Source organism: Flavobacterium zhoui (assembly GCF_042787235.1).
GTDB classification, from domain to species: Bacteria; Bacteroidota; Bacteroidia; order Flavobacteriales; family Flavobacteriaceae; genus Flavobacterium; species Flavobacterium zhoui.
On record NZ_JBHZPY010000003.1, the window covers coordinates 123,010 to 145,202 of the forward strand.

The window sequence follows — 22,193 nt, forward strand, 5'->3', positions numbered from 1 at the left end:
AGATGCACTGCGGTGCATTTTTACTGTTGATTTAGAAAACCGTTCGCCTTTGGTGAACGGTTTTTTTATGGAATTTATTTTTTGTTTAAAAACGGATGCGCCTATTTTGTATCAAATATTATTGTAATTTTCAATTCCTTTGAAATCTAAAGCAATTATGAAAAAAACAATCTTACTTCTTGTCCTGTCATTTTTTTGTACGGCTCTTTTCAGCCAGACCAATAAAGCCAAAAAAGCAACATCTTCCTCCGTTTTTGCAAAATCAGATAATGTTTCGGCAGAAATGGTTAAGAATAAATTTTATTTGTTTATCACCAATAAAGGAGCTAAAAAAGACACGATTTTACTGAAAAGTTTTGAGGTAGACAAGTTGCCATTAGAATGTAAAATTGAACCTTTTATGACCAAAGGAATTATTTTGCATAAAATAACTTGGCAAGAAAAAAAGACCTTGCAAAGCAAATTAAAAACCGAGGCTGCATTGACAACTGTTTCAATAATTTGTGAATTAGCTTCAAAAACAAAAGTGCTGTCGAATGAACAAACTACCACAAAAATAACTGAAATACATTTTTTGGATGACAAACAAACCGTTTCTGAAACAATAGACCGAATTAGAAATGAAGGTTTTGAATGTATAGTAAACAAGCAAGGAGAAGTGGTATTGAAAAACAAAGCAAAGGAAAATAAAATGGTTTACGTTACTGCGGATAAAAAGTTTGTTTTCGTTTCTGCCGGACCATCGAAGAAGAAAAAATAAATTTTAGTTGATGAAATTTAACCCGACCCTTTCAAAAAGGGGTCGGGTTTGTTTTTATATACAGAAATAAATGTTTTTTGATAAGTCAGACATGATTAATCTCATATAAGGAATTATTATTTCTGCATATCTTTGCTTTTTATCAGTGGCAAATTGCTAGAGTAGTCAGTCATTGATAAAAGTTTTTCGTAATATTACTAGATAAACAATTTTGGATGAGAAAAATTAAATACAAGAAAGGCAGAAAACTGCAGCCTTATAATCTAGAGTATACCGGGGTTCATAAAAGCCACGAATCAGAAATGCAGTTGTTTGTTTTTGACAATTTTGATTTATCAGAATATGAGGATTTTAAAGTTTCGGATCTGGATAAATATATCAATACACAAAAAACGAATTGGCTGAATATTCATGGTTTGAATAATATTGAATTAATGAAGTCTATCGGGGATTATTTTAATATCGATAATTTCATGCTTGCCGATATTTTAAATACCACGAAGAGAACAAAACTAGAAGAATTGTCAGATACTTTATTTTTTAATATAAAATCACTCTTGCCAGCCGGAGATTCAGATAATATTAGTGTGGAGCAAATCAGTTTTCTTATAAAAGATGGAATTTTGATTTCATTTCAGGAAAAGCGAAGTGATTTTTTCATGCACATTCGGGAACGAATCAGAACGCATTCCGGAATTGTCAGGACAAAAAAAGCGGATTATCTTTTGTATATTCTTTTGGATTCCATTATGCAAAATTTTTATATCACTTTAGAGAATGAAGAGGACAAAGTAGAAGAATTGATTAACCTTTCAAAAAACAGTGCTGACCTAATAATTCTCGAAAGAATTGAAAAGCATCGCGATAATTTCAATTTTCTGAAACGATCTATTATTCCGTTACGAGATTCTTTGTACGACATTAAAAGCATAAAAGACGATAATGTATTTAATTCCATAGAAGCAGAAAATTTCAGTTTTTTTACTCGATTGCATCAAAAAAGTTTGGAGCTTCTGGAACAAATAGAATCGGATATGGGTTCATTGGAAAGTGCATCTAATTTCTTTTTTTCGGCGCAAACGCATAAGATGAATGAGATTATGAAAACCCTGACTATTGTGTCGGCAATTTTTATTCCGCTTACATTTATTGTGGGTGTTTACGGAATGAATTTTGAGTTTATGCCTGAACTCCATTACCGCAATGGGTATTACACCGTTGTTGCAGTTATGTTTTTGGTGGTAATAGGTATGATAATTTATTTTAAGAGACGTCGTTGGTTTTAGTAATTAAATGCATTGTATCCAATTTATTTTGGAAGTAATATAAAAATAAAAAAATGAACAAGGCCATATATATAGCAACAAGCGAAGAAAATAGCGGCAAGTCAATTGTCACTTTGGGACTGATGAGTATGCTAATTGGTAAGACTGCCAAAGTAGGGTATTTTAGACCAATTATAGAAGATACCGAAGAAGGAGGATTTGATAATCATATTGAAACCGTAATTGGTCATTTTGGTTTGGATATTCAATTTGAAGATGCTTACGCGATTACAAAAAGTAAACTAATCAAAAAAAAGAACAAAGGTAAAATAGGGGAGGTTCTGGATTTAATTATTGAAAAATATAAAAAATTAGAGGAGCGTTTTGATTTTGTTTTGGTAGAAGGAACCAGTTTTACCGGAGAGGGGACTGTTATTGAATTGGACATGAATGTTTTGATTGCCAAAAACCTTGGTATTCCAACGATTATTGTGGGTTCAGGCGTGGGGAAAACATTAGAAGAGTTAATTGATAGTCTTTATCTTGCTTATGATTCATTTAAGGTAAAGGATGTTGAAGTATTGGCTGTAATTGCTAATAAAGTACAACCTAATAATATAGAATTGGTAACTAATGGATTGAAAAAAAGCCTGCCGGAGAGCGTTTTAGTTAATTCGATTCCTTTAATCCATAATTTGAATAATCCCACACTTCAGGAAATTGTAAATGAGTTAGATGCTAAAGTTTTATTTGGTGCCGCACACTTGAACAATCAAACCGGAAATTTCAGTGTAGGAGCAATGCAATTGTGCAATTATTTATTGCATTTGAAGGAAAATAGTCTGGTAATCACACCAGGAGACAGGGCTGATATCATACTTGGCGCGCTACAAGCGAATGAATCCGTAAATTATCCTTCTATTTCCGGAATAGTATTGACAGGGAATATCTTACCTGAGATCAGTATTCTGAAATTAATAGAAGGTCTCTCTACTGTTGTTCCAATTATAGCCGTTGAGGAAGGTACTTATTATATCACCAATAAAATTGGATCGATCAAATCTAAAATTTACGCGAACAACAAGCAAAAAATTGAAATTTCGATCAGTACATTCGAAAAATACGTTGACCTGGATAATTTGGCTGAAAAGCTAATTACTTTTGAAGCTGAAGGTATGACACCAAAAATGTTTCAATACAACTTAGTAAAAAGAGCCAGACAACATCGAAAACACATTGTTTTGCCCGAAGGAAATGACGAAAGAATAATTATTGCTGCTTCTCGATTATTAGCGATGGATGTCGTTGATATTTCGATTATTGGAAACAAAAAGCAAATAGAAAATAAAGTAGCTGAGTTGGGTTTAGAATTTGATTTTTCGAAAGTTGATATCATAAATCCAATAGAATCTGAAAATTATGATGATTATGTTAACACGTATTTTGAGTTGCGAAAAGGCAAAAACGTGACATTAGGAATGGCTAAAGATTTGATGGAAGATGTTTCCTATTTTGGGACGATGATGGTGTACAAAGGGCACGCCGATGGTATGGTTTCCGGTGCTGCACATACTACGCAACACACCATTTTGCCCGCTTTGCAATTCATTAAAACTAAACCAAATTCCAGTGTGGTTTCCTCAATATTTTTCATGTGTTTAGAAGACCGTGTTTCGGTTTTTGGAGATTGTGCTATCAATCCAAATCCTACTGCAGAACAATTGGCAGAAATTGCTATCTCTTCAGCTGATTCGAGTTTGGCTTTTGGAATAGAACCAAAAATAGCCATGCTTTCTTATTCATCCGGTTCATCCGGAAAAGGCGATGAAGTTGATAAAGTAAGAACTGCAACCGAAATAGTGAGGAAAAAACGTCCCGACTTAAAAATTGAAGGTCCTATTCAATATGATGCTGCCGTAGATATGGAAGTGGGAAAAAGTAAAATGCCAAATTCAGAAGTGGCAGGACAAGCCAGCGTTTTGATTTTTCCGGATTTAAACACTGGAAATAACACCTATAAAGCGGTGCAAAGGGAAACGGGAGCATTAGCCATTGGCCCAATGTTGCAGGGTTTAAATAAGCCCGTAAATGATTTAAGCCGTGGGTGTACGGTTGATGATATTATAAATACGGTCGTGATTACGGCTATTCAAGCACAAGGATTGTAGCTTTTTAATTTAAAGATTGAAATATTAAAAGGATTAAAAATTAATCTTTTATTACTTCAATTTTTTAATCTTTTAATAAAATTTAAATGAAAATAGTAATTATAAACTCCGGCAGTTCCTCCATAAAATACCAATTAATAGACATGCCTTTAAACGAAGTCATTTGTTCCGGGATGATTGACAGAATAGGATTAGAGACTTCAAACCTAAGTTATGTAACCAATACAACTAAGTTAGAAGAAACGTTACCAATTCCCAACCATAAAATAGGGTTGGAGAAAATTGCAAAGTTGTTGATGGATGAAACAGTTGGAGTGATTAAGAGCACGAATGAGATTGAAGCTGTAGGGCATCGAGTGGTTCACGGAGGAAGCGCTTTCTCAAATACCGTAGTAATTAATACCGAAGTAAAAGATAAAATCAAACAACTTTTTGATTTAGCTCCGTTGCATAATCCTGCTAATTTAGAAGGAATAAATGTAGCCGAAGAAATCTTTAAAAATGCGCAACAAGTAGCCGTTTTTGACACTGCTTTTCATCAATCAATACCTGTAGTGGCTCACAAATTTGCGTTGCCAAATTACCTTTTGACGGAAAATAAAATACGCGTTTACGGTTTTCATGGAACCAGTCACAAATATGTTTCGGAAAAAGCAATCGCGCATTTAGATAAAAACAGTAATATTATTACCATTCACCTAGGTAATGGCTGCAGCATGACTGCCATAAAGGACGGGAAAAGTATCGACCATACACTAGGTTTTGGTCCAATGAACGGCTTGATTATGGGAACCAGAAGTGGAGATGTAGATCAATCCGTGATTTTTTATCTGGTAAATTCATTGGGTTATTCGCTGGAAGCGGTCAATACGATGTTGCAAAAACAAAGCGGAATGCTAGGACTTACCGGTTACAGCGATTTGAGAGACATAGAATTGAATGCTGAAAATGGAAATGTTGACTGTCAATTGGCATTAGCTATGAATGCGTACAGAATTAAAAAATATATTGGTTCCTACTCCGCTGCTTTGAATGGATTGGATGCTATTGTTTTTACTGCAGGAATTGGAGAAAATTCCTCCTACATTAGAAAATTGGTTTGTACAGATATGGATTATTTTGGAATCAAACTGGATGAATCCAAAAATGAAATTCGGTCTAAGGAAATCCGAGAAATTAGCACTACTGATTCGAAAACTAAAATATTGGTCGTTCCAACTAATGAAGAAATTGAAATTGCAAATCAGGTATTTGAATTACTTAAGAATTAAAAAATTTCATATTCGAAAATGGCTTCTGGATTCAAAGGCTTTTTTTATGTCCTTTATTTAAGAAATCTCTTTATATTTGAAGATAAAACGCCACATTTTGAAAGCAAGAATTGCCACAATATCTCTATTGTATATTTTTTCGTTCCAACTTTATTCTCAAGAGTTGCTGCCTTTTGTTGAAAATTACAGCAAATCAAATTATCAGGGCGATAACCAGATCTGGAATGTAGCGCAAGGAAATGATGATGCGATGTATTTTGCAAATAATTACTATTTGTTACGATATGATGGTGTTAAATGGGAGAAAAACACTTTGCCAAACAAAACAATCATTCGTTCTATTATGGTTGATGGCGACAAGATTTATTCTGGTTCCTACAAAGAATTTGGGTATTGGTTTAGAAAAGAAGGAAAGATGCAGTACGTTTCAATTTCTAAAGACAAGAAGGTTTTTGATGACAACAACAACGAAGAAATTTGGAAGATATTTAAATTCAACAACACTATATACTTTCAGTCCTTTAACGGAATTTTTATGTTTGATGGTAGAGCCATCAGGGAAGTTAAGTTTTCTTTCCTCATCTCCTATTGTTTTATCGTAGACAATCAGCTTTTGATTGCTTCCGTAGAAAAGGGAATTTATAAAATGTATAATGGTCATTTTGAAAAAGTAAACGGCCTAGCTGTTTTAGAAAATAATGTAATTCATGGCATCCAAAAATATCAAAATAAAACGTATTTTTTTACAAAAAAAAATGGAGTTTATGTTTTGGAAAATGGTGTTTTAAACCCTTGGGAAAATTCTTTAAATGATATTCTGAAAGCGGCAAATATCAATGTTGCTCAATTTATAAAAAACAATAAACTGATTATTGGGACTGCAAATAAAGGGGTTTATGTTCTAGACTTGAATGACGGATCTTATAAAAATATCAATAGAAATAATGTCTTGATGAACAATTCTATTTTAAGTATTGGTCAGGATAAAGAGAGTGATTTGTGGCTCGGACTGGATAACGGAATTGCCCACATTGAAGTCAATTCTCCGATTTCTATTTTTTATGACAGTTCTGGGATTTTGGGTTCTGTTTATTCTGTTGCTAGTACTTCAAAAGGTTATTTGATGGCTTCTAATCATGGTGTCTTTAAATATGAGGACAAGCAGTTCTCACTTATTCCGAATACGCAAGGACAAGCCTGGAATATCAGTAAAATAAATAGTAAATATCTCGTAGGTCACAATGAGGGGACTTTTATATACGAGAAAGGATTGTTCTACAAATTAAGTACTATAAATGGAGGCTGGAATTTGGTAAAAAGTAGTATTAACAATTCCTATCTGCAAGCGACTTACAGTGGTGTAATCATATATAAAGACGCGAATGATTTGAATCAAAAGATAGTCATAAAGGGAGTGCAAAAGCCAATTAAATATGTGGCACAAAATAGAAAAAATGAAATATGGGCTGCTGATAATAATAGAGGTTTATACAGAATTCTTTATAATGATGCATACGAAACCATCAAAGTTGAAAACGTTACCCAACGCAGCAAAATTGCAAATGATTTTGGTGTAAAAATTTTTGAGTTTCGAAATGAAATACTCTTTCTAATCGATAACTTTTGGTACACCTATAATTCAATTACCAATCAATTAGAAGGGAATGAATTGTTTAATACGAATTTCAAAAAGGCCTCAGATATTGTTGCAATTGATGAAAATAACTTCATGGTGCTTCAAGACGGACTTTTATATCATATTTATGCAAATGATACTAAATTTATCAAAAATAGTATTCAGGAGAAATATTATAAAGGAAAAATTATCAATGGCAACTTGAAAGTATTTAAGAATAACGACAGCTATCTATTAAATCTAGATGATGGTTTTATTTCACTTCAATTAAAATATAAAAATAAGGAAACAACTAATGTAAAGATTGAAGCGTTCAATGATAATTTATTGGTAGAAAACACATCAAAAATCAAGCATAACTCGGAGCTAAGAATACATGTGATTTCAGGGATTTATGGTGCGACGAGACCTGATCTATTTTATAAAATAAATGGGACTAAAGAATTTATTCCTATTAAGGAAGGATTGATTATTTTGAATAACCTCAGTAGTGGTTCTCATGAGTTGACTATTTACGGTAATGATGGCTTACATTATAATAAAGTTTCTAATTTTCAATTCATCGTAGCTAAAGCATGGTACTTTTCTTTTTGGATGATTTTAGTATACCTGATTTTGGTCGGGTTGATATTATATCTTTATTATAAATGGAATAAGATAAAATACACTCAGAAACTGAAATTCCAGAAAGAAGAATTAAAACATCAAAAGAAAATTCTGGAGATGGAATTAAAAGCCGAAAACGAGTTGAATGTTCAAGAATATGAAAAGCATATTTTAGAACTTGAATTACAATCAAAATCATCTGAAGTAGCAGGTAAATCACTTTCTATTGCGAAACAAAGTGAAATGATAGAGAATATTCAAGGAATTTTAGATACTGAAACTGATTTCAATAAACTCAAAAGTGAAATCAAAAAAGCTATTAAAATTAATGCAGTAAATAAGCATGAATGGGAAACATTTGAGGCAAACCTGAACCAGATTCATAATGAATTTATAATTAATCTGTCTAAGAAATATCCAAATCTTACTTCTAAGGATATTAAGCTTTGTATTTACTTAAAAATGAATCTTTCCTCTAAGGAAATTGCTCCCATGATGAATATTTCTTTTCGTGGGGTAGAGTTGCACCGCTATCGATTAAGAAAGAAACTAAACCTAATTCAAGATGAAAATTTGTCTAAATTTTTATTAAATTTATAAATAAGCATTGTTTTTTATCGGTACTATATTATTTAAGATGATTTTTTATCAAATCACAATACATCATTACTACATCATTAAGATGTAGTATCATTCTATTTTCCTTCCTTAGCTGCTCTAAAACATTGATTTCTTGTTTCAATTTTGCATTTTGATGTATTCATGTAGTAACTTCATTTAGCTTACTATAACGTTGTAATTATTTAATTTGGCTCCACTAACTTTAACAAATTATTAATATATGAGAAATTTTATTTTTAGCTTTTTAGCACTCATTTTACTTCCAGCCTATATGTCTGGTCAAGTAATCAAGGGAAAAGTATTAGATAAAAACGGAATTGGAATTCCAGGGGCAATGATAGTTGCTACTGATTCTAAAACTTCAGCTGATACTGATTTTGATGGAAATTTTAACATTAATGCCAAAGTAGGTGAGATGTTAAAAATCAGTATGGTAGGTTTTGATGCTTTATCAATACCTGTAACTTCAACTTCTATGTCTATAACGATGAAAGAATCTAAAGACACGGAATTGAAAGAGGTAGTTGTAATTGGATATGGAACCAGAAAAAAGATTGATAATACCACTGCAATCAGTTCAATAAAAGCGGAGGAAATATCTAAAACTAAAGTTTTGAATGCTTCTCAAGCCATACAAGGTAAAGCTGCGGGTGTTCAAGTAATTTCTTCTGATTTGCCAGGCAGTGCTCCTTCAGTTATTATTAGAGGTTTAGGTACAGCATTGGGAGGAAGAACTCCGTTGTACATTGTAGATGGAATGCCTACTGAAAATATCAATAATATCAATACCAATGATATTACATCTTATGAAATTTTGAAAGACGCTTCGTCATTAGCAATTTACGGAACTAGAGCTGCAAATGGAGTAATCATTATTACAACCAAAAAAGGAAAAGGCGATAAGGTTTCCGTTGAATTTGAAAGCTATGCCGGTTTTAGGGAGCCTTTGAAAAAAGTAAAAATGGCGGGAAGTAATAAATATGCTCATTATTCGAATGCCGCTTTGCAAACGACTACTTTTTCACAAGATCAACCGGTTAATACAGATTGGTTTGATGCAATTACTAGAACAGGAACGTATACTCAAAATAACGCTTCAGTTTCCGGATCAACGGAAAATATTAAATACTTTTTCAGTTTAGGAAATTACCAAGAGAAAGCAATTCTTAATGGATTAGATTACAGCCGTACCACTTTTAGAAATAACAACGAATTTAAGCTTTCTAAAAAATTGACGTTAAATCAAAATTTAAGTTTTGGTTCAACGAATTCAACACCAAAGCCTTTAAGTGCATTTACGAATGCTTACAAACAGTCTCCAATAGTTCCTGTTCGATTTTCAAATGGGCAATATGGTGTTTCTTATGTAGGAAACGATGGTTTTGCAGGAACATCAGGCTCTTCTTTTAACAATGTTGGTAATCCGGTAGCTCAATTAGACTATTTTAATGAGCAACAAAGAAGTATAACATTACAAGGTGGTTTGAAATTAGATTATGAAATTGTAAAATCATTAAAATTTACTTCTCAGTTTAACGGGGAATATTATTCTTGGAAAAATTACAATTTTGAAGACACTAAAACCATTTGGCAATCCAATAATAATCCAGGTCAGTTAGCTACTATTATCTATCCGGCTGATAAGAATATTAATTTATTGACTAAAGGAAGAAATCAGTATTTCAATTGGAACCTATCTAATTACCTGACTTATAATAAGGTTTTTGCAGATGTTCATGACATTGAAGTAACAGCAGGTATCGAGACTTCAGTAAGAGGAGCAAGAGAACAATTGACTGTTGCAAGAAAAAATGTAAATGCAGATGCTAATTATTGGTCTTTGAAAGATGTTGATTATGTAGGAACGGTTACTAGTTATAAAGATGAAGTTTTTAATGAAAATAAAATAGCGTCTTATTTTGGTCGTTTCCAATATAAATTAATGGACAGATACTTGTTTACGGGTACAATTAGACGTGATGGTTCTTCTAATTTTGGTAAAGACTATCGTTGGGGAACTTTTCCAGCTTTTGGTTTAGGTTGGATTGTTACCAAAGAAGATTTTATGGCTGATGTAAAAGGAATCAATTTATTGAAATTAAGAGGTGGCTGGGGTAGACTAGGAAATCAAAATGTACCGCTCAATAATCAAGCTTATTCTTCTGGATTAAGTAGTTATTTAGGAGGTTCAATATTGTATGAAGGAACTACTATCAATTCTCAGGTTGACCCTAGTTTATCATGGGAAATTACCGAGGAAACTTCTGGAGGTATCGATTTTGAATTATTGAACAACAGATTAAAAGGTTCATTCGATTTGTATAATAAAACAACAACTAATGTTATTTTAAATACAAAACCTTATCTGACTTCTGGAATAAGTAATTCTTCACCAGCACATGTTGGGGAAGTATCTAATAAAGGATATGAAGTTGCTTTACGTTGGGATGATAAAATAAATGACAATTTGAGTTACTGGATTGGCGGTAATTATTCTAATAACAAAAATAAATTGACAGGGCTGAAAGATGCTACGCTAGCACCAATTACTGGAGGAGATTTAGCAAATGGTCAATGGACAAAATTATTAGATAATACCTCAATTGGTCAGCCATTAGGTAGTTTTTATATGTATGACTATGCTGGTTTTGATGCTACTAATGGTAAAATGTTGTATTACACAGCAGCAGGTGCAAAAGTGACTCAAGATGCTTTAGATGCTAATAAAGATAAAAAGTATGTAGGTTCTATTTTACCAACTTCCACCTACGGTGTTACTTTAGGTTTAAACTACAAGAACTTTGATTTATCCGTTGACGGATATGGCACCTCTGGAGCAAAAGTGTACAACGGTAAAAAAGCACAACGCTTTAGCGGAGAAAATATTGAGGAATCACTAGCGACAGATTTTTGGACACCAAACAATACGACTGCAGTGAATCCTGGACCATTTAATTTAGTTCCGGTAGCTTCTACTTATTATTTAGAATCTGGAGATTTCTTTAGAATTAATAATATTACCCTTGGATACAAAATTCCATTAAAAGGAGAATTTTTAAATGCTTGCAGAATATATGTAAATGCAATTAATCCATTTATTACGCAAAAATTCTCAGGTTTTTCTCCTGAATTAAATGGTAATGGGGATCCTTACGGAACTCAAGGTATTGAGTTGGATGCATACCCAACATTAAGATCATTCGTTATTGGTGCTAATTTTAAATTTTAATACAATGAAAAAGATATATATATCAATGTTTGTGCTATCCGCATACTTTTTCTCTGGATGTTCAAACGATTATTTAGATGTAGATCAAACCGAGTCTATTTCTACGAAAGATATTGCATTATTCAATAATGATGCAGGAGCAGCTACTTTTGTAACGGCAATCTACAGTAAGTTTTTAGATTGGAACATGACTTCATTCTCTTGGATTGGGTTGTCAAGTATTGCTTCTGATGATGCTGATAAAGGTTCTTCTCCGGGAGATACGGGTTCAGATAAAGATTTGATGGATGCATTAACCTATAATGCGTCAACGCCATCTACAAGTGAAATTTTTGGAGCTAATTATGAAGGGATTAACAGATGCAATCAGGCCTTGAGCATAATTCCACAATTAGATCAGGCCAATCCTGCTTTAAGAACGAGATTGGTGGGTGAAGCTAAATTTTTACGAGCTTTTATGTATTTTACTTTGGTAAAAACGTACGGTGGTGTTCCAATTGTAGATCATTTGCCAAATCCATCTTCGGATGCAGATAGAATCATGCAACTAACACGCAAAACAAGTGCCGAAGTGTATGCTTTTATCGCAAGTGATTTGACAGAAGCGATCGCCGCATTGCCAAACAAATCGGAATACGCTGCTGCTGAAAAAGGAAGAGCTTCAAAAGGAGCTGCTTACGCATTGTTAGCAAAAGTAAATTTGTACCAAAAAAACTGGCAGAAAGTAGTGGACAACTGTAATTTGGTTACCGGATATTCTATTGTTCCAAATTATGCTTCTATGTATAGATTAGCGGGAGAAAATGATGCCGAATCAATTTTTGAAATTCAAGGAACTGGTTCAACACCAGCCAAAGGAATCTCAGGATATTCCAATACACAAGGTGCTCGTGGTAATGGTGGATGGGGCTGGGGTTTCAATACTCCATCGCAAAGTTTAGTAAATGCTTATGAAACTGGCGATGTTAGAAAAAATGCAACAATCATTTTTAGAGGTACCACTTTATATGATGGCAGAGTTGTTCCAGTTACTGTTGAAAATGAAAGATACAACTACAAAGCGTATTCTTCTGCTTTTACAGATGGTTGGGAAACTGATGTGAATATCAAATATTTGAGATATGCTGAAGTAATTCTAATGAAAGCGGAAGCATTAAATGAATTAAACCAAACTCCTGCGGCTATTCCTTTGATAAACCAAATTAGAGCAAGAGCTGGATTAGGGAATACAACTGCAGCATCTCAAGCTGCTGTTAGAACAGCAATCTGGAAAGAAAGAAGAGTTGAAATGGCATTCGAGCATGATAGATTTTTTGATCTAGTAAGAACGGGTCAAGCCATTGCTGCGTTTGCTGTTGATGGTAAAACATTTGTTGCCGGTAAACATGAATTGTTTCCATTACCACAAGCATTCATTACGCAATCAAACGGATTATCAGCACAAAATCCTGGTTATTAATTTTTAAAAACAGTAAAAATGAAAAAAAATAAATATATTTTCTTATTTGCTTCTGTTCTGGCTTCTCAATTTTTTGTGAGCTGTAATGAGGATAGTATAGATAAAGTAAACAGTCCAATTCCTTATGAGGCAATTGGTGGGTATGAAAACTCAGATGCTGTTGCTGCCAGTAGTTTGATCGCTAAATTTAGTTTTGAGAATACTATTTCTGATTCAAAAAATAGTGTCACTGGTGGAGTTGGAACAAATGTAAGTTACGGCGCTGGAATCAAAGGACAGGCGTATAAAGGTTCTTCAAATTCTTTTATAGCTTACAGTACTGTAGCCAGTTCTTTGGTAGATATAAAAAGTATTACAGTTTCTATGTGGATTAATACAAATCCGCATACAGGAGGAGCACAATCGTTATTTATGCTACCAAAAACCACAGATTTTTGGGGAAATATTTTCTCCTTGATTGAAGGTACAGGTCCAGCAAATACTATGTTAATGAAAAATCATCTTCAAAAAGATGTGACACCCAGTATTGCTTGGTCAGGTCAGTTTATAGAACACAGTGGTGCTAATGTTTTGGCTAATATGTTTGGAACTTGGAAACATGTAGTATGGACGTATAGTGGAACTAGTTCAACTTACAGTATGTACATTGATGGAAAGAAGCTTGATTTGCCTGCTTCAATTGCAAAACGATATGCAAGTGATCCTCTTACTGGTGGAGTTGGTTATGGCGAACTCGCTAATTCGAATGTTTCAAAATTCATTATTGGTGGATTTCAACAACATTTAGGAGCTCCTTGGGGTGCTGCTGATGGTTGGATGCTTAACTATACAGGTTTAATGGACGAGTTCAGAATTTATAAAACGGCGCTTTCTGACAATGAAGTTGTTGCTTTATATAAATTAGAAAAAGATAACAGATAAAGATTTATTGACACACCTGGTTTGCATAAAACTAGGTGTGTATTTTTTAGTTATTAATCCTATTATTTTTTAAAGATGAAAAACGGTTTATACTTAATATTTTTTGTGATTTTTTTAAATTCTTGTTCGTCTTCATCTCCTGGAGGAAATAGTGGTGGAGGTACGCCATTGCCAACAACTCCCACATCTCCTGTACCTGTTTTAACAGATACCGAAGCTATGGATCAGGTTCAAAAAGATGCTATCAAATATTTTTGGGATTATGCTGAAACCAATTCAAAATTAGCAAGAGAGCGTTACCTAACTGATGATCCAAGTTTTGAAGCTAATATAGTTACTACCGGAGGTTCAGGTTTTGGGTTAATGTCAATAGTCGTTGGTGTAGAGCGGGGATTTGTTAATCGAACTGAAGCTGTTTCTCGACTTACAACTGCTTTGACTTTTTTAGAAAATGCGGATCGTTTTCACGGTGCGTGGTCACATTGGATAAATGGAACTACAGGTAAGGTAATTCCTTTTGGAACAAAAGATAATGGAGGGGATTTAGTAGAAACCTCTTTTTTATGTCAGGGTTTATTAACCGTTAGAGAATATTTCAAAAATGGAACTACTGCAGAACAGGCTTTAGCCACTAAAGCAGATAATTTATGGAAAGGCGTTGAGTGGGACTGGTATACTAAAGGCGAAAATGCGTTATACTGGCATTGGTCACCTACTTACGGTTGGGAAATGAATTTTAAACTGGAAGGATACAACGAATGTTTAATTACCTATATAATGGGTGCCGCGTCTCCTACACATCCTATTCCTGCTGCAGCGTATCATCAAGCTTGGGCAAGAAATGGCGCAATAGTAAATGGTGGTTCGCAATACGGAATTCCAGTCATTTTCAATTATAATGGAGCAACCGGTAATGTAGGACCTTTGTTCTGGGCTCAATACTCCTATTTAGGTTTAGATCCTACTAACTTGACGGATCAATATGCAGATTATTGGGCACTGACGCAAAATCATTCTAAAATCATCAACCAATATTGCATAGCCAATCCAAAACAATGGAATGGATATTCGGATAAATGTTGGGGATTGACGGCAAGTTATTCTCGAAATAGTGACGGATCGACAGGATATTCAGCGCATCAGCCAAATAATGATTTAGGAGTAATTTCACCAACAGCAGCCTTATCCTCTTTTCCGTATACGCCAACAGAATCAATGAAATTTCTACATTATTTATATGATGAGAAAAAGAGTTCTTTAGTTGGAATCGCGGGACCTTATGATGCTTTTTCACCGCATTATAATTGGGTAACACCACGGTATTTAGCAATCGATCAGGGTACAATAGCGCCAATGATTGAAAATTATCGTACCGGCTTATTATGGAAATTATTTATGAATTCGCCGGAGGTGAAACAAGGTTTAGTAAAACTTGGTTTTCATTCCGGAAAATATAATTTTTAAGGAATCATGAAGTATAAAATTATAATAATTGCCTTTTTATTTTCATTGAATTCCTTTTCTCAGTCAGATGTTAATGGGAAAATAAAAACCGAAATCGTTGAGAAACATGAATTAGGTTATGCATTGCACATTCCGGCAAATACCAAAGGGAAAAAACCACTGATTATTTTTCTTCATGGTTCTGGTGAAAAAGGAACGGATATCGAAAAAGTAAAAGTTCACGGTCCTTTCAAATACATCAAAAATCACGAGCTCGACGCGTATATATTAGCGCCACAATGTCCTGAGAATGAATATTGGAATGAAGAAGTATTGTATCGATTGATTTTAAAAATTCAAAAAGAAAATAATATAGATGCCAATAGAATTTACTTAACGGGTTTGAGTATGGGGGGATGGGGAGCTTGGAATCTTGCTTTTGCACATCCCGAAACTTTTGCTGCATTGGTTCCAATTGCTGGTTTTGTAGATAGAGTTCCAATGATAGAAGATTGTAAAATCAAGAACATACCGACTCGAATTTTTCATGGTCTGCTAGATGATGTTGTCAATGTCGATTATGCGATCACGATCTATAAAAAATTAAAATCCTGTAATGCCAATGTCGAACTAACCATCTTCGATGATGCGCGACATGATAGTTGGTCTAAAGTATATGACAACCAAGAAATTTACGATTGGATGTTTAAACAGATAAAAACAGATATAAAATGAAAATTAAATTAATTATACTTCTGGTGGGCTTTTCACTTTTTGGCTACAGCCAAAAAAAGACTGCCAAAAAAACAGTTAAAATTAAACCAAGGACTGAATTTGTAGCAGATTTACTTTCTAAGATGACTCTGGAAGAGAAAATTGGGCAATTAAACTTGCCAACTTCGGGAGATATTACAACCGGAGCTGCCAATAGCTCTAATGTGGCTAAAAATATTGAAGAAAGTAAAGTTGGTGGTTTATTCAATATCAAGTCCGTTCAGAAGATTAGAGAAGTACAAAAGATTGCAGTTGAAAAAAGCCGATTGAAAATCCCTTTGCTTTTTGGAATGGATGTTATTCATGGTTATGAAACGACTTTTCCTATTCCGCTAGGATTATCTTGTACGTGGGACATGAAATTGATTGAAAGAAGTGCTCAAATTGCTGCACAAGAAGCCAGTGCCGATGGAATCAACTGGACTTTTTCCCCTATGGTTGATATTTCTCGTGATCCGCGCTGGGGTAGAGTTTCTGAAGGCTCGGGTGAAGATCCGTATTTGGGAAGCCAAATTGCCAAAGCAATGGTTCATGGATACCAGGGAGATGATTTGTCAAAAAACAATACCATTTTATCTTGTGTGAAACATTTTGCTTTGTATGGTGCTCCGGAAGCGGGACGTGATTACAACACGGTAGATATGAGCAGAATAAAAATGTACAATGATTATTTTCCTCCATACAAAGCGGCTGTTGATGCGGGTGTAGGTTCGGTTATGGCATCTTTCAATGAAATTGATGGAATTCCTGCAACTGGAAATAAATGGTTGATGACTGATGTGTTGAGAAAACAATGGGGTTTTAAAGGTTTTGTAGTAACTGATTTTACAGGAATTCCTGAAATGATTGAACACGGAATGGGCGATTTGCAAACGGTATCTGCGTTGGCTCTAAATGCCGGAGTTGAAATGGATATGGTAGGCGAAGGTTTTCTTACTACTTTAAAAAAATCATTGGATGAAGGAAAAGTTAATATCGAACAAATTGATAGTGCGGTTCGACTTATTTTGAATGCCAAATATGATTTAGGATTGTTTGAAGATCCTTACAAATATTGTGATGTAAAAAGAGCAAAAACAGAAATTTTCACAAGCAGTAATAGAGCTGAAGCTAGAAAAATTGCTGCTCAATCTTTGGTTTTACTTAAAAACCAGAACCAATTGCTGCCTTTGAAAAAATCAGGAACTATTGCTGTGATTGGACCATTGGCTGATGCCAAGGAAAATATGGCAGGTACTTGGAGTGTTGCTACTAATATGCAAACATCGGTTTCATTAGTAGCCGGAATTAAAGAGGTAGTTGGAAATACTACAAAAGTACTTTACGCCAAAGGAAGTAATCTGGATTATGACCCCGCATTTGAAGAAAAAGCAACAATGTTTGGTAAGACTTTACACCGAGATAACAGAACAAAAGAAGAATTATTGGCGGAAGCATTGAAAATTGCCAATCAATCAGATATAATCGTTGCAGCTCTTGGAGAATCTGCTGAAATGAGCGGAGAAAGCAGCAGCCGAACCAATCTAGAAATTCCACAAGCTCAAAAAGACTTATTACAAGCATTATTGAAAACAGGAAAACCAGTGGTTTTAGTTTTATTTGATGGTCGCCCGTTAGTTTTAAATCAAGAAAATGCAACTGTTCCGGCAATTCTTAATGTTTGGTTTGCAGGAAGTGAAGCAGGAAGCGCTATTGCTGATGTTTTGTTTGGAAATGAAAATCCTTCAGGAAAATTGACTGCTACTTTTCCTAGAAGTGTAGGGCAGGTGCCTATTTATTACAATCAAAAAAATACGGGAAGACCATTAGGGAACAAAGAAGGGAAATTCGAAAAATTCAGATCTAATTATATCGACGAAAGAAATGAACCTTTATTTCCTTTTGGATTTGGATTGAGTTATACTACTTTCGACTATTCGAATCTTAAAATTTCATCGGATAAAATAAATTTTAACGAAAAAGTAAACGTTACTGTTGAGGTTACCAATACCGGAAATTATGATGGTAAAGAAGTAGTTCAATTGTACATAAGGGATCTTATAGGTTCAGTTACAAGACCTATAAAAGAGTTGAAAGGATTCCAAAAAATAGCTATTAAAAAAGGAGAAAAACAAACGGTAACCTTCGAAATTTCTGTCGAAGATTTGAAGTTTTATAATTCTGATTTACAATTTATTGCTGAGCCTGGTGCATTTCAAATTTTTGTTGGCACTGATTCTAATGCAGAGAAGAAAGTTAGTTTGGAGTTGATTAAATAAATTTGGTTTGTTTATTTAATGACGACCCTTCAGTATTTATACCGGAGGGTTTTTTTTAACAAAAAAGGTAAATTTGTGATATGTTAAGCGATTAGAAAACCTAGATTTTTGCTATATTCGTACGTTCAAAAAAACATTCAAAATGAAAGAATTATTATCAGTTTTACTTGCCTTTACCATGAGTATGTTGAGTGCCCAAAGCGTTCAGTCTCCTTCCGGTAAAATTTCGGTTGATTTTAAATTAGCAGGAGATGGTCAGCCAACTTATTCGGTAAATTACAAAAGCAAAGCGGTCGTTTTGGAAAGTGCTTTGGGAATAAAATTAAAGGATAAACCGGCTTTAGATGTTAAATTTGAAATTGTTGGTTCAAAAACGGCAACTTTCAATGAATCTTGGAAACCAGTTTTAGGAGAGCAATCTAATATTGTTAATCATTACAATGAGCTTACTGTTTCTCTTGTTCAAAAAGAAACACATGTAAAAATGAATATCATTTTCAGAGCTTTTGATGAGGGAGTAGCGTTCAGATATGATTTTCCAAAACAAGCGGATTTGAATTATTTCATTATTTCCGATGAGGTTACTCAATTTAATTTGACAGAAAATAACAAAGTGTTCTGGATTCCAGGAGATTTTGACAGTAATGAATATGAGTATAATGAAACGAAGCTTTCAGAAATTGACAACTCTAAAATAAACATGAATAATGGTATTGGTGTGAAATCCATTCCTGGAAAATATATGGTACAAACACCTTTGATGATGAAATCTCCGACGGGTTTGTATGTTAATATTTTTGAGGCTGCAGTTGTGAACTATCCTGTAATGCATTTGAATGTAGATGTCAACAATTACAAATTAACAGCTCAATTGGTGCCTAACGCCATTGGAGACAAAGCTTATTTGCAAACGCCTTGCGTATCACCTTGGCGAACTATTATGATAAGTAATGATGCCCGAGATATCGTAGGGTCTAAAATGATTTTAAACTTAAATGAGCCTTCTAAAATTGATGACACTTCATGGATAAAACCAATGAAATATGTGGGGATTTGGTGGGAAATGCACGTAGGAAAATCAACTTGGGATTATGCAGGGTCACAAAATGCAACTAATTTTGCCGACGCACCAAAAGCTTCAGGAAAGCATGGCGCAACGACGGAGAACACCAAAAGATATATCGATTTTGCAGCCAAAAATGGTTTTGATGGCGTATTGGTAGAAGGTTGGAATGTAGGTTGGGAAGATTGGAACGGAAATTGGAAGGAAGAAGTTTTTGATTTCACTACACCTTATCCGGATTTTGATATTGCGGCTCTTTCGGCTTACGCCAAATTAAAAAACGTGAAAATGATTATGCATCATGAAACATCAGGTTCTGTTGCTAATTATGAGCGCCATTTGGACCGTGCTTTCGAGAATATGGTTAAATATGATTACCCTGCGGTAAAAACGGGCTATGTAGGTAAAATTATACCAAGAGGAGAATTTCATGATGGACAAACTATGGTAAATCACTTCAATTTTGTTGCCAGACGTGCAGCCGATTATAAATTAATGATTAACTCACATGAATCATCACATCCCACAGGTTACGGAAGAACGTATCCAAATTATGTTGCTGCCGAAGCCGCTCGTGGGACTGAATTTAATGCGTGGAGTATAGGAAATCCACCTATGCACGAAACAATCTTACCATTTACAAGACTTTTGGGTGGGCCAATGGATTATACGCCTGGAATTTTTGAAATAAAAATGAGTTATTATGACAAAAATAAAACAGAGCAAGTTCATACAACATTAGCAAAACAGCTGGCTTTGTACGTAACAATGTATTCTCCAATTCAAATGGCAGCTGATTTACTTGAAAATTATGAAAAATATCCAGATGCTTTTCAGTTTATCAAAGACGTAGCAGTAGATTGGGATGACAGTACATATTTACAGGCGGAACCAGGGGATTATTTAACAATTGCGAGAAAAGCAAAAGGTAAAGAATCTTGGTTTCTAGGAGCAATCACAGATGAAAATGCTAGAAAATCGGAAATAAAATTAGATTTTCTTACCAAAGGAAAAAAGTATAAAGCGATTATTTATGAAGATGCAAAAGATGCTGATTGGAAGAATAACCCTATCGCTTACAAAATTAAAACGATGCTTGTAACAAGCAAATCGAAAATTAATTTGAATTTGGCACCAGGCGGAGGGACAGCAATAAGTTTTGAGCCAATTAACTAAATTATCAAATCCTGCAAGTATCTAAAATCTTGCAGGATTTTTTTTGATTTTTTAATATATAATTATGCAGGAATGTCGAACTTGCGATGCAAATAAATAATTAAAAGTTAGCAAAATTTTTGAATCACAATCTATCACCTTATGAGAAAAGCAACATTTCTGGCAGTATTATTTTTGAATGGAATTACTCTTTTTGCACAAACTAAAGAGGAGCAAACGTTAAAAGAAATTTACAAATCATCATTAACCAACTCAAAATGCTATTCTTGGTTGGATTACTTATCCAATAAAATAGGTTCTCGTTTATCAGGTTCGGCCAGCGCGGAGAAAGCGGTTCAGTATACCAAAACACAATTGGAAATATTAGGGCTTGACCGGGTTTATCTTCAGGAAGTGATGGTGCCAAAATGGGTTCGTGGCGAAAAAGAAACTGCTTTCATTCAAGACAATAATACTAAAATAAATGTGCCTATTTGTGCATTGGGAGGTTCTGTTGCTACCGCAAAAAACGGACTTACCGCTGAAGTAATTGAAGTGCACAGCATAACAGAATTAGAAGCTTTAGGAGCTAAAATTAAAGGGAAAATAGTTTTTTTCAACCGACCGATGGAAAATGAACAAATAGAAACATTTAATGCTTATAGTGGCTGTGTAGACCAAAGATTTACAGGAGCCAAAGAAGCTTCAAAATTTGGTGCTTTGGGTACGATTGTACGATCTATGAATCTTCGATTGGATGATTTTCCTCATACAGGAGCACAGAGTTATGGCGATATTCCAAAATCACAATACATTCCGGTTGCCGCTATTAGTACAAACGGAGCGGAATTATTGAGCAAAAAATTAAAAAGTAATCCCAAATTAAAATTCTATTTTAAACAATCCTGTAAACAAATGGATGATGTTTTATCCTATAATGTCATAGGAGAGATAAAAGGAAGTGAACATCCAGAAAACATTATGGTTGTTGGTGGGCATCTTGATTCTTGGGATTTAGCCGATGGTTCTCATGATGATGGAGCAGGAGTGGTTCAAAGTATGGAGGTCGTAAATATTTTTAAAAACTTGGGTTATAAACCGAAAAACACAATCCGTGTTGTACTTTTTATGAATGAGGAAAACGGGGGTAAAGGCGGAAAAAAATACGAAGAATTGGCTCAAGCCAACAAAGAAAACCACATTTTTGCATTAGAAAGTGACTCAGGTGGGTTCAGTCCCAGAGGTTTTTCTTTAGAAAGTGATGATGTTAATTTTAATAAAATTCTAGGATGGAAAGATCTTTTTGAACCGTATTTAATCCATAGTTTTGTAAAAGGACATGCTGGTTCAGATATTGGACCATTGACTTCTAAAACGCTTGTGAAAGCAGGTTTAAAACCAGATTCCCAACGTTATTTTGATTATCACCATGCCTTGAATGATACATTTGATGCTGTCAATAAAAGAGAATTAGAATTAGGAGCGGCAACAATGGCTTCGCTAATGTACTTAATAGATCAAAGTGGGATCGAGGTTGTTAAGTCTAAAATTTAACAATGAGAAG

13 protein-coding genes are annotated in these 22,193 nt (G+C 34.2%); all 13 read left to right on the top strand.

Annotated features, from left to right (window positions below; all coding sequences use genetic code 11):
• Positions 1-157: 157 nt before the first annotated feature.
• The 13 genes from ACFX5F_RS05255 (at position 158) to ACFX5F_RS05315 (ending at position 22,183) form a co-directional block, all read left to right on the top strand.
• A complete protein-coding gene (locus tag ACFX5F_RS05255) occupies positions 158-760 on the top strand; it encodes a hypothetical protein (RefSeq protein WP_379850602.1) in 603 nt (200 codons plus the stop codon).
• A 215-nt stretch (positions 761-975) separates the two neighbouring features.
• Positions 976-2,046 (top strand): magnesium/cobalt transporter CorA, encoded by a 1,071-nt coding sequence (corA, locus tag ACFX5F_RS05260; protein WP_379850604.1) that lies wholly within the window; start codon positions 976-978, stop codon positions 2,044-2,046.
• 53 nt (positions 2,047-2,099) lie between these two features.
• A complete protein-coding gene (gene pta, locus ACFX5F_RS05265; protein ID WP_379850606.1) occupies positions 2,100-4,193 on the top strand; it encodes a phosphate acetyltransferase in 2,094 nt (697 codons plus the stop codon).
• A gap of 86 nt (positions 4,194-4,279) precedes the next feature.
• Positions 4,280-5,464: an acetate/propionate family kinase gene (locus ACFX5F_RS05270; RefSeq protein ID WP_379850608.1), complete on the top strand. Its 1,185-nt coding sequence runs from the start codon at positions 4,280-4,282 to the stop codon at positions 5,462-5,464.
• Between the two features lie 97 nt (positions 5,465-5,561).
• Positions 5,562-8,306, top strand: coding sequence for a helix-turn-helix and ligand-binding sensor domain-containing protein (locus tag ACFX5F_RS05275; protein ID WP_379850610.1), 2,745 nt, complete (start codon positions 5,562-5,564; stop codon positions 8,304-8,306).
• A gap of 241 nt (positions 8,307-8,547) precedes the next feature.
• Positions 8,548-11,556, top strand: a complete 3,009-nt coding sequence (locus ACFX5F_RS05280; protein ID WP_379850612.1) for a SusC/RagA family TonB-linked outer membrane protein — start codon at positions 8,548-8,550, stop codon at positions 11,554-11,556.
• A gap of 4 nt (positions 11,557-11,560) precedes the next feature.
• On the top strand, positions 11,561-13,015 hold the full coding sequence (locus ACFX5F_RS05285) for a RagB/SusD family nutrient uptake outer membrane protein (protein ID WP_379850614.1): 1,455 nt from the start codon (positions 11,561-11,563) through the stop codon (positions 13,013-13,015).
• Positions 13,016-13,033: 18 nt separating this feature from the next.
• Positions 13,034-13,936 (top strand): LamG domain-containing protein, encoded by a 903-nt coding sequence (locus ACFX5F_RS05290; protein ID WP_379850615.1) that lies wholly within the window; start codon positions 13,034-13,036, stop codon positions 13,934-13,936.
• Positions 13,937-14,011: 75 nt separating this feature from the next.
• A complete protein-coding gene (locus ACFX5F_RS05295; RefSeq protein WP_379850617.1) occupies positions 14,012-15,400 on the top strand; it encodes a glucoamylase family protein in 1,389 nt (462 codons plus the stop codon).
• A gap of 6 nt (positions 15,401-15,406) precedes the next feature.
• Positions 15,407-16,114 carry a carboxylesterase family protein gene (locus tag ACFX5F_RS05300; protein ID WP_379850619.1) on the top strand — a complete coding sequence of 236 codons (708 nt, stop codon included), beginning with the start codon at positions 15,407-15,409 and terminating at the stop codon, positions 16,112-16,114.
• Entirely contained in the window at positions 16,111-18,411 is a 2,301-nt protein-coding gene (gene bglX / locus ACFX5F_RS05305) for a beta-glucosidase BglX (RefSeq protein WP_379850621.1), read from the top strand. Before ACFX5F_RS05300 ends, bglX begins: the two co-directional genes overlap by 4 nt.
• Positions 18,412-18,553: 142 nt before the next feature.
• Positions 18,554-20,650, top strand: coding sequence for a glycoside hydrolase family 97 protein (locus ACFX5F_RS05310; protein WP_379850623.1), 2,097 nt, complete (start codon positions 18,554-18,556; stop codon positions 20,648-20,650).
• A 141-nt stretch (positions 20,651-20,791) separates the two neighbouring features.
• A complete protein-coding gene (locus tag ACFX5F_RS05315; RefSeq protein ID WP_379850625.1) occupies positions 20,792-22,183 on the top strand; it encodes a M20/M25/M40 family metallo-hydrolase in 1,392 nt (463 codons plus the stop codon).
• The last annotated feature ends 10 nt before the right edge of the window (positions 22,184-22,193 follow it).

Bases quoted from the DNA above. Each gene is read 5' to 3' on its own strand.
- ACFX5F_RS05255 (WP_379850602.1), top strand. From the start codon at position 158: ATGAAAAAAACAATCTTACTTCTTGTCCTGTCATTTTTTTGTACGGCT.
- bglX (WP_379850621.1), top strand. From the start codon at position 16,111: ATGAAAATTAAATTAATTATACTTCTGGTGGGCTTTTCACTTTTTGGC.
- ACFX5F_RS05270 (WP_379850608.1), top strand. From the start codon at position 4,280: ATGAAAATAGTAATTATAAACTCCGGCAGTTCCTCCATAAAATACCAA.
- corA (WP_379850604.1), top strand. From the start codon at position 976: ATGAGAAAAATTAAATACAAGAAAGGCAGAAAACTGCAGCCTTATAAT.
- ACFX5F_RS05315 (WP_379850625.1), top strand. From the start codon at position 20,792: ATGAGAAAAGCAACATTTCTGGCAGTATTATTTTTGAATGGAATTACT.
- pta (WP_379850606.1), top strand. From the start codon at position 2,100: ATGAACAAGGCCATATATATAGCAACAAGCGAAGAAAATAGCGGCAAG.
- ACFX5F_RS05300 (WP_379850619.1), top strand. From the start codon at position 15,407: ATGAAGTATAAAATTATAATAATTGCCTTTTTATTTTCATTGAATTCC.
- ACFX5F_RS05280 (WP_379850612.1), top strand. From the start codon at position 8,548: ATGAGAAATTTTATTTTTAGCTTTTTAGCACTCATTTTACTTCCAGCC.
- ACFX5F_RS05285 (WP_379850614.1), top strand. From the start codon at position 11,561: ATGAAAAAGATATATATATCAATGTTTGTGCTATCCGCATACTTTTTC.
- ACFX5F_RS05310 (WP_379850623.1), top strand. From the start codon at position 18,554: ATGAAAGAATTATTATCAGTTTTACTTGCCTTTACCATGAGTATGTTG.
- ACFX5F_RS05290 (WP_379850615.1), top strand. From the start codon at position 13,034: ATGAAAAAAAATAAATATATTTTCTTATTTGCTTCTGTTCTGGCTTCT.
- ACFX5F_RS05295 (WP_379850617.1), top strand. From the start codon at position 14,012: ATGAAAAACGGTTTATACTTAATATTTTTTGTGATTTTTTTAAATTCT.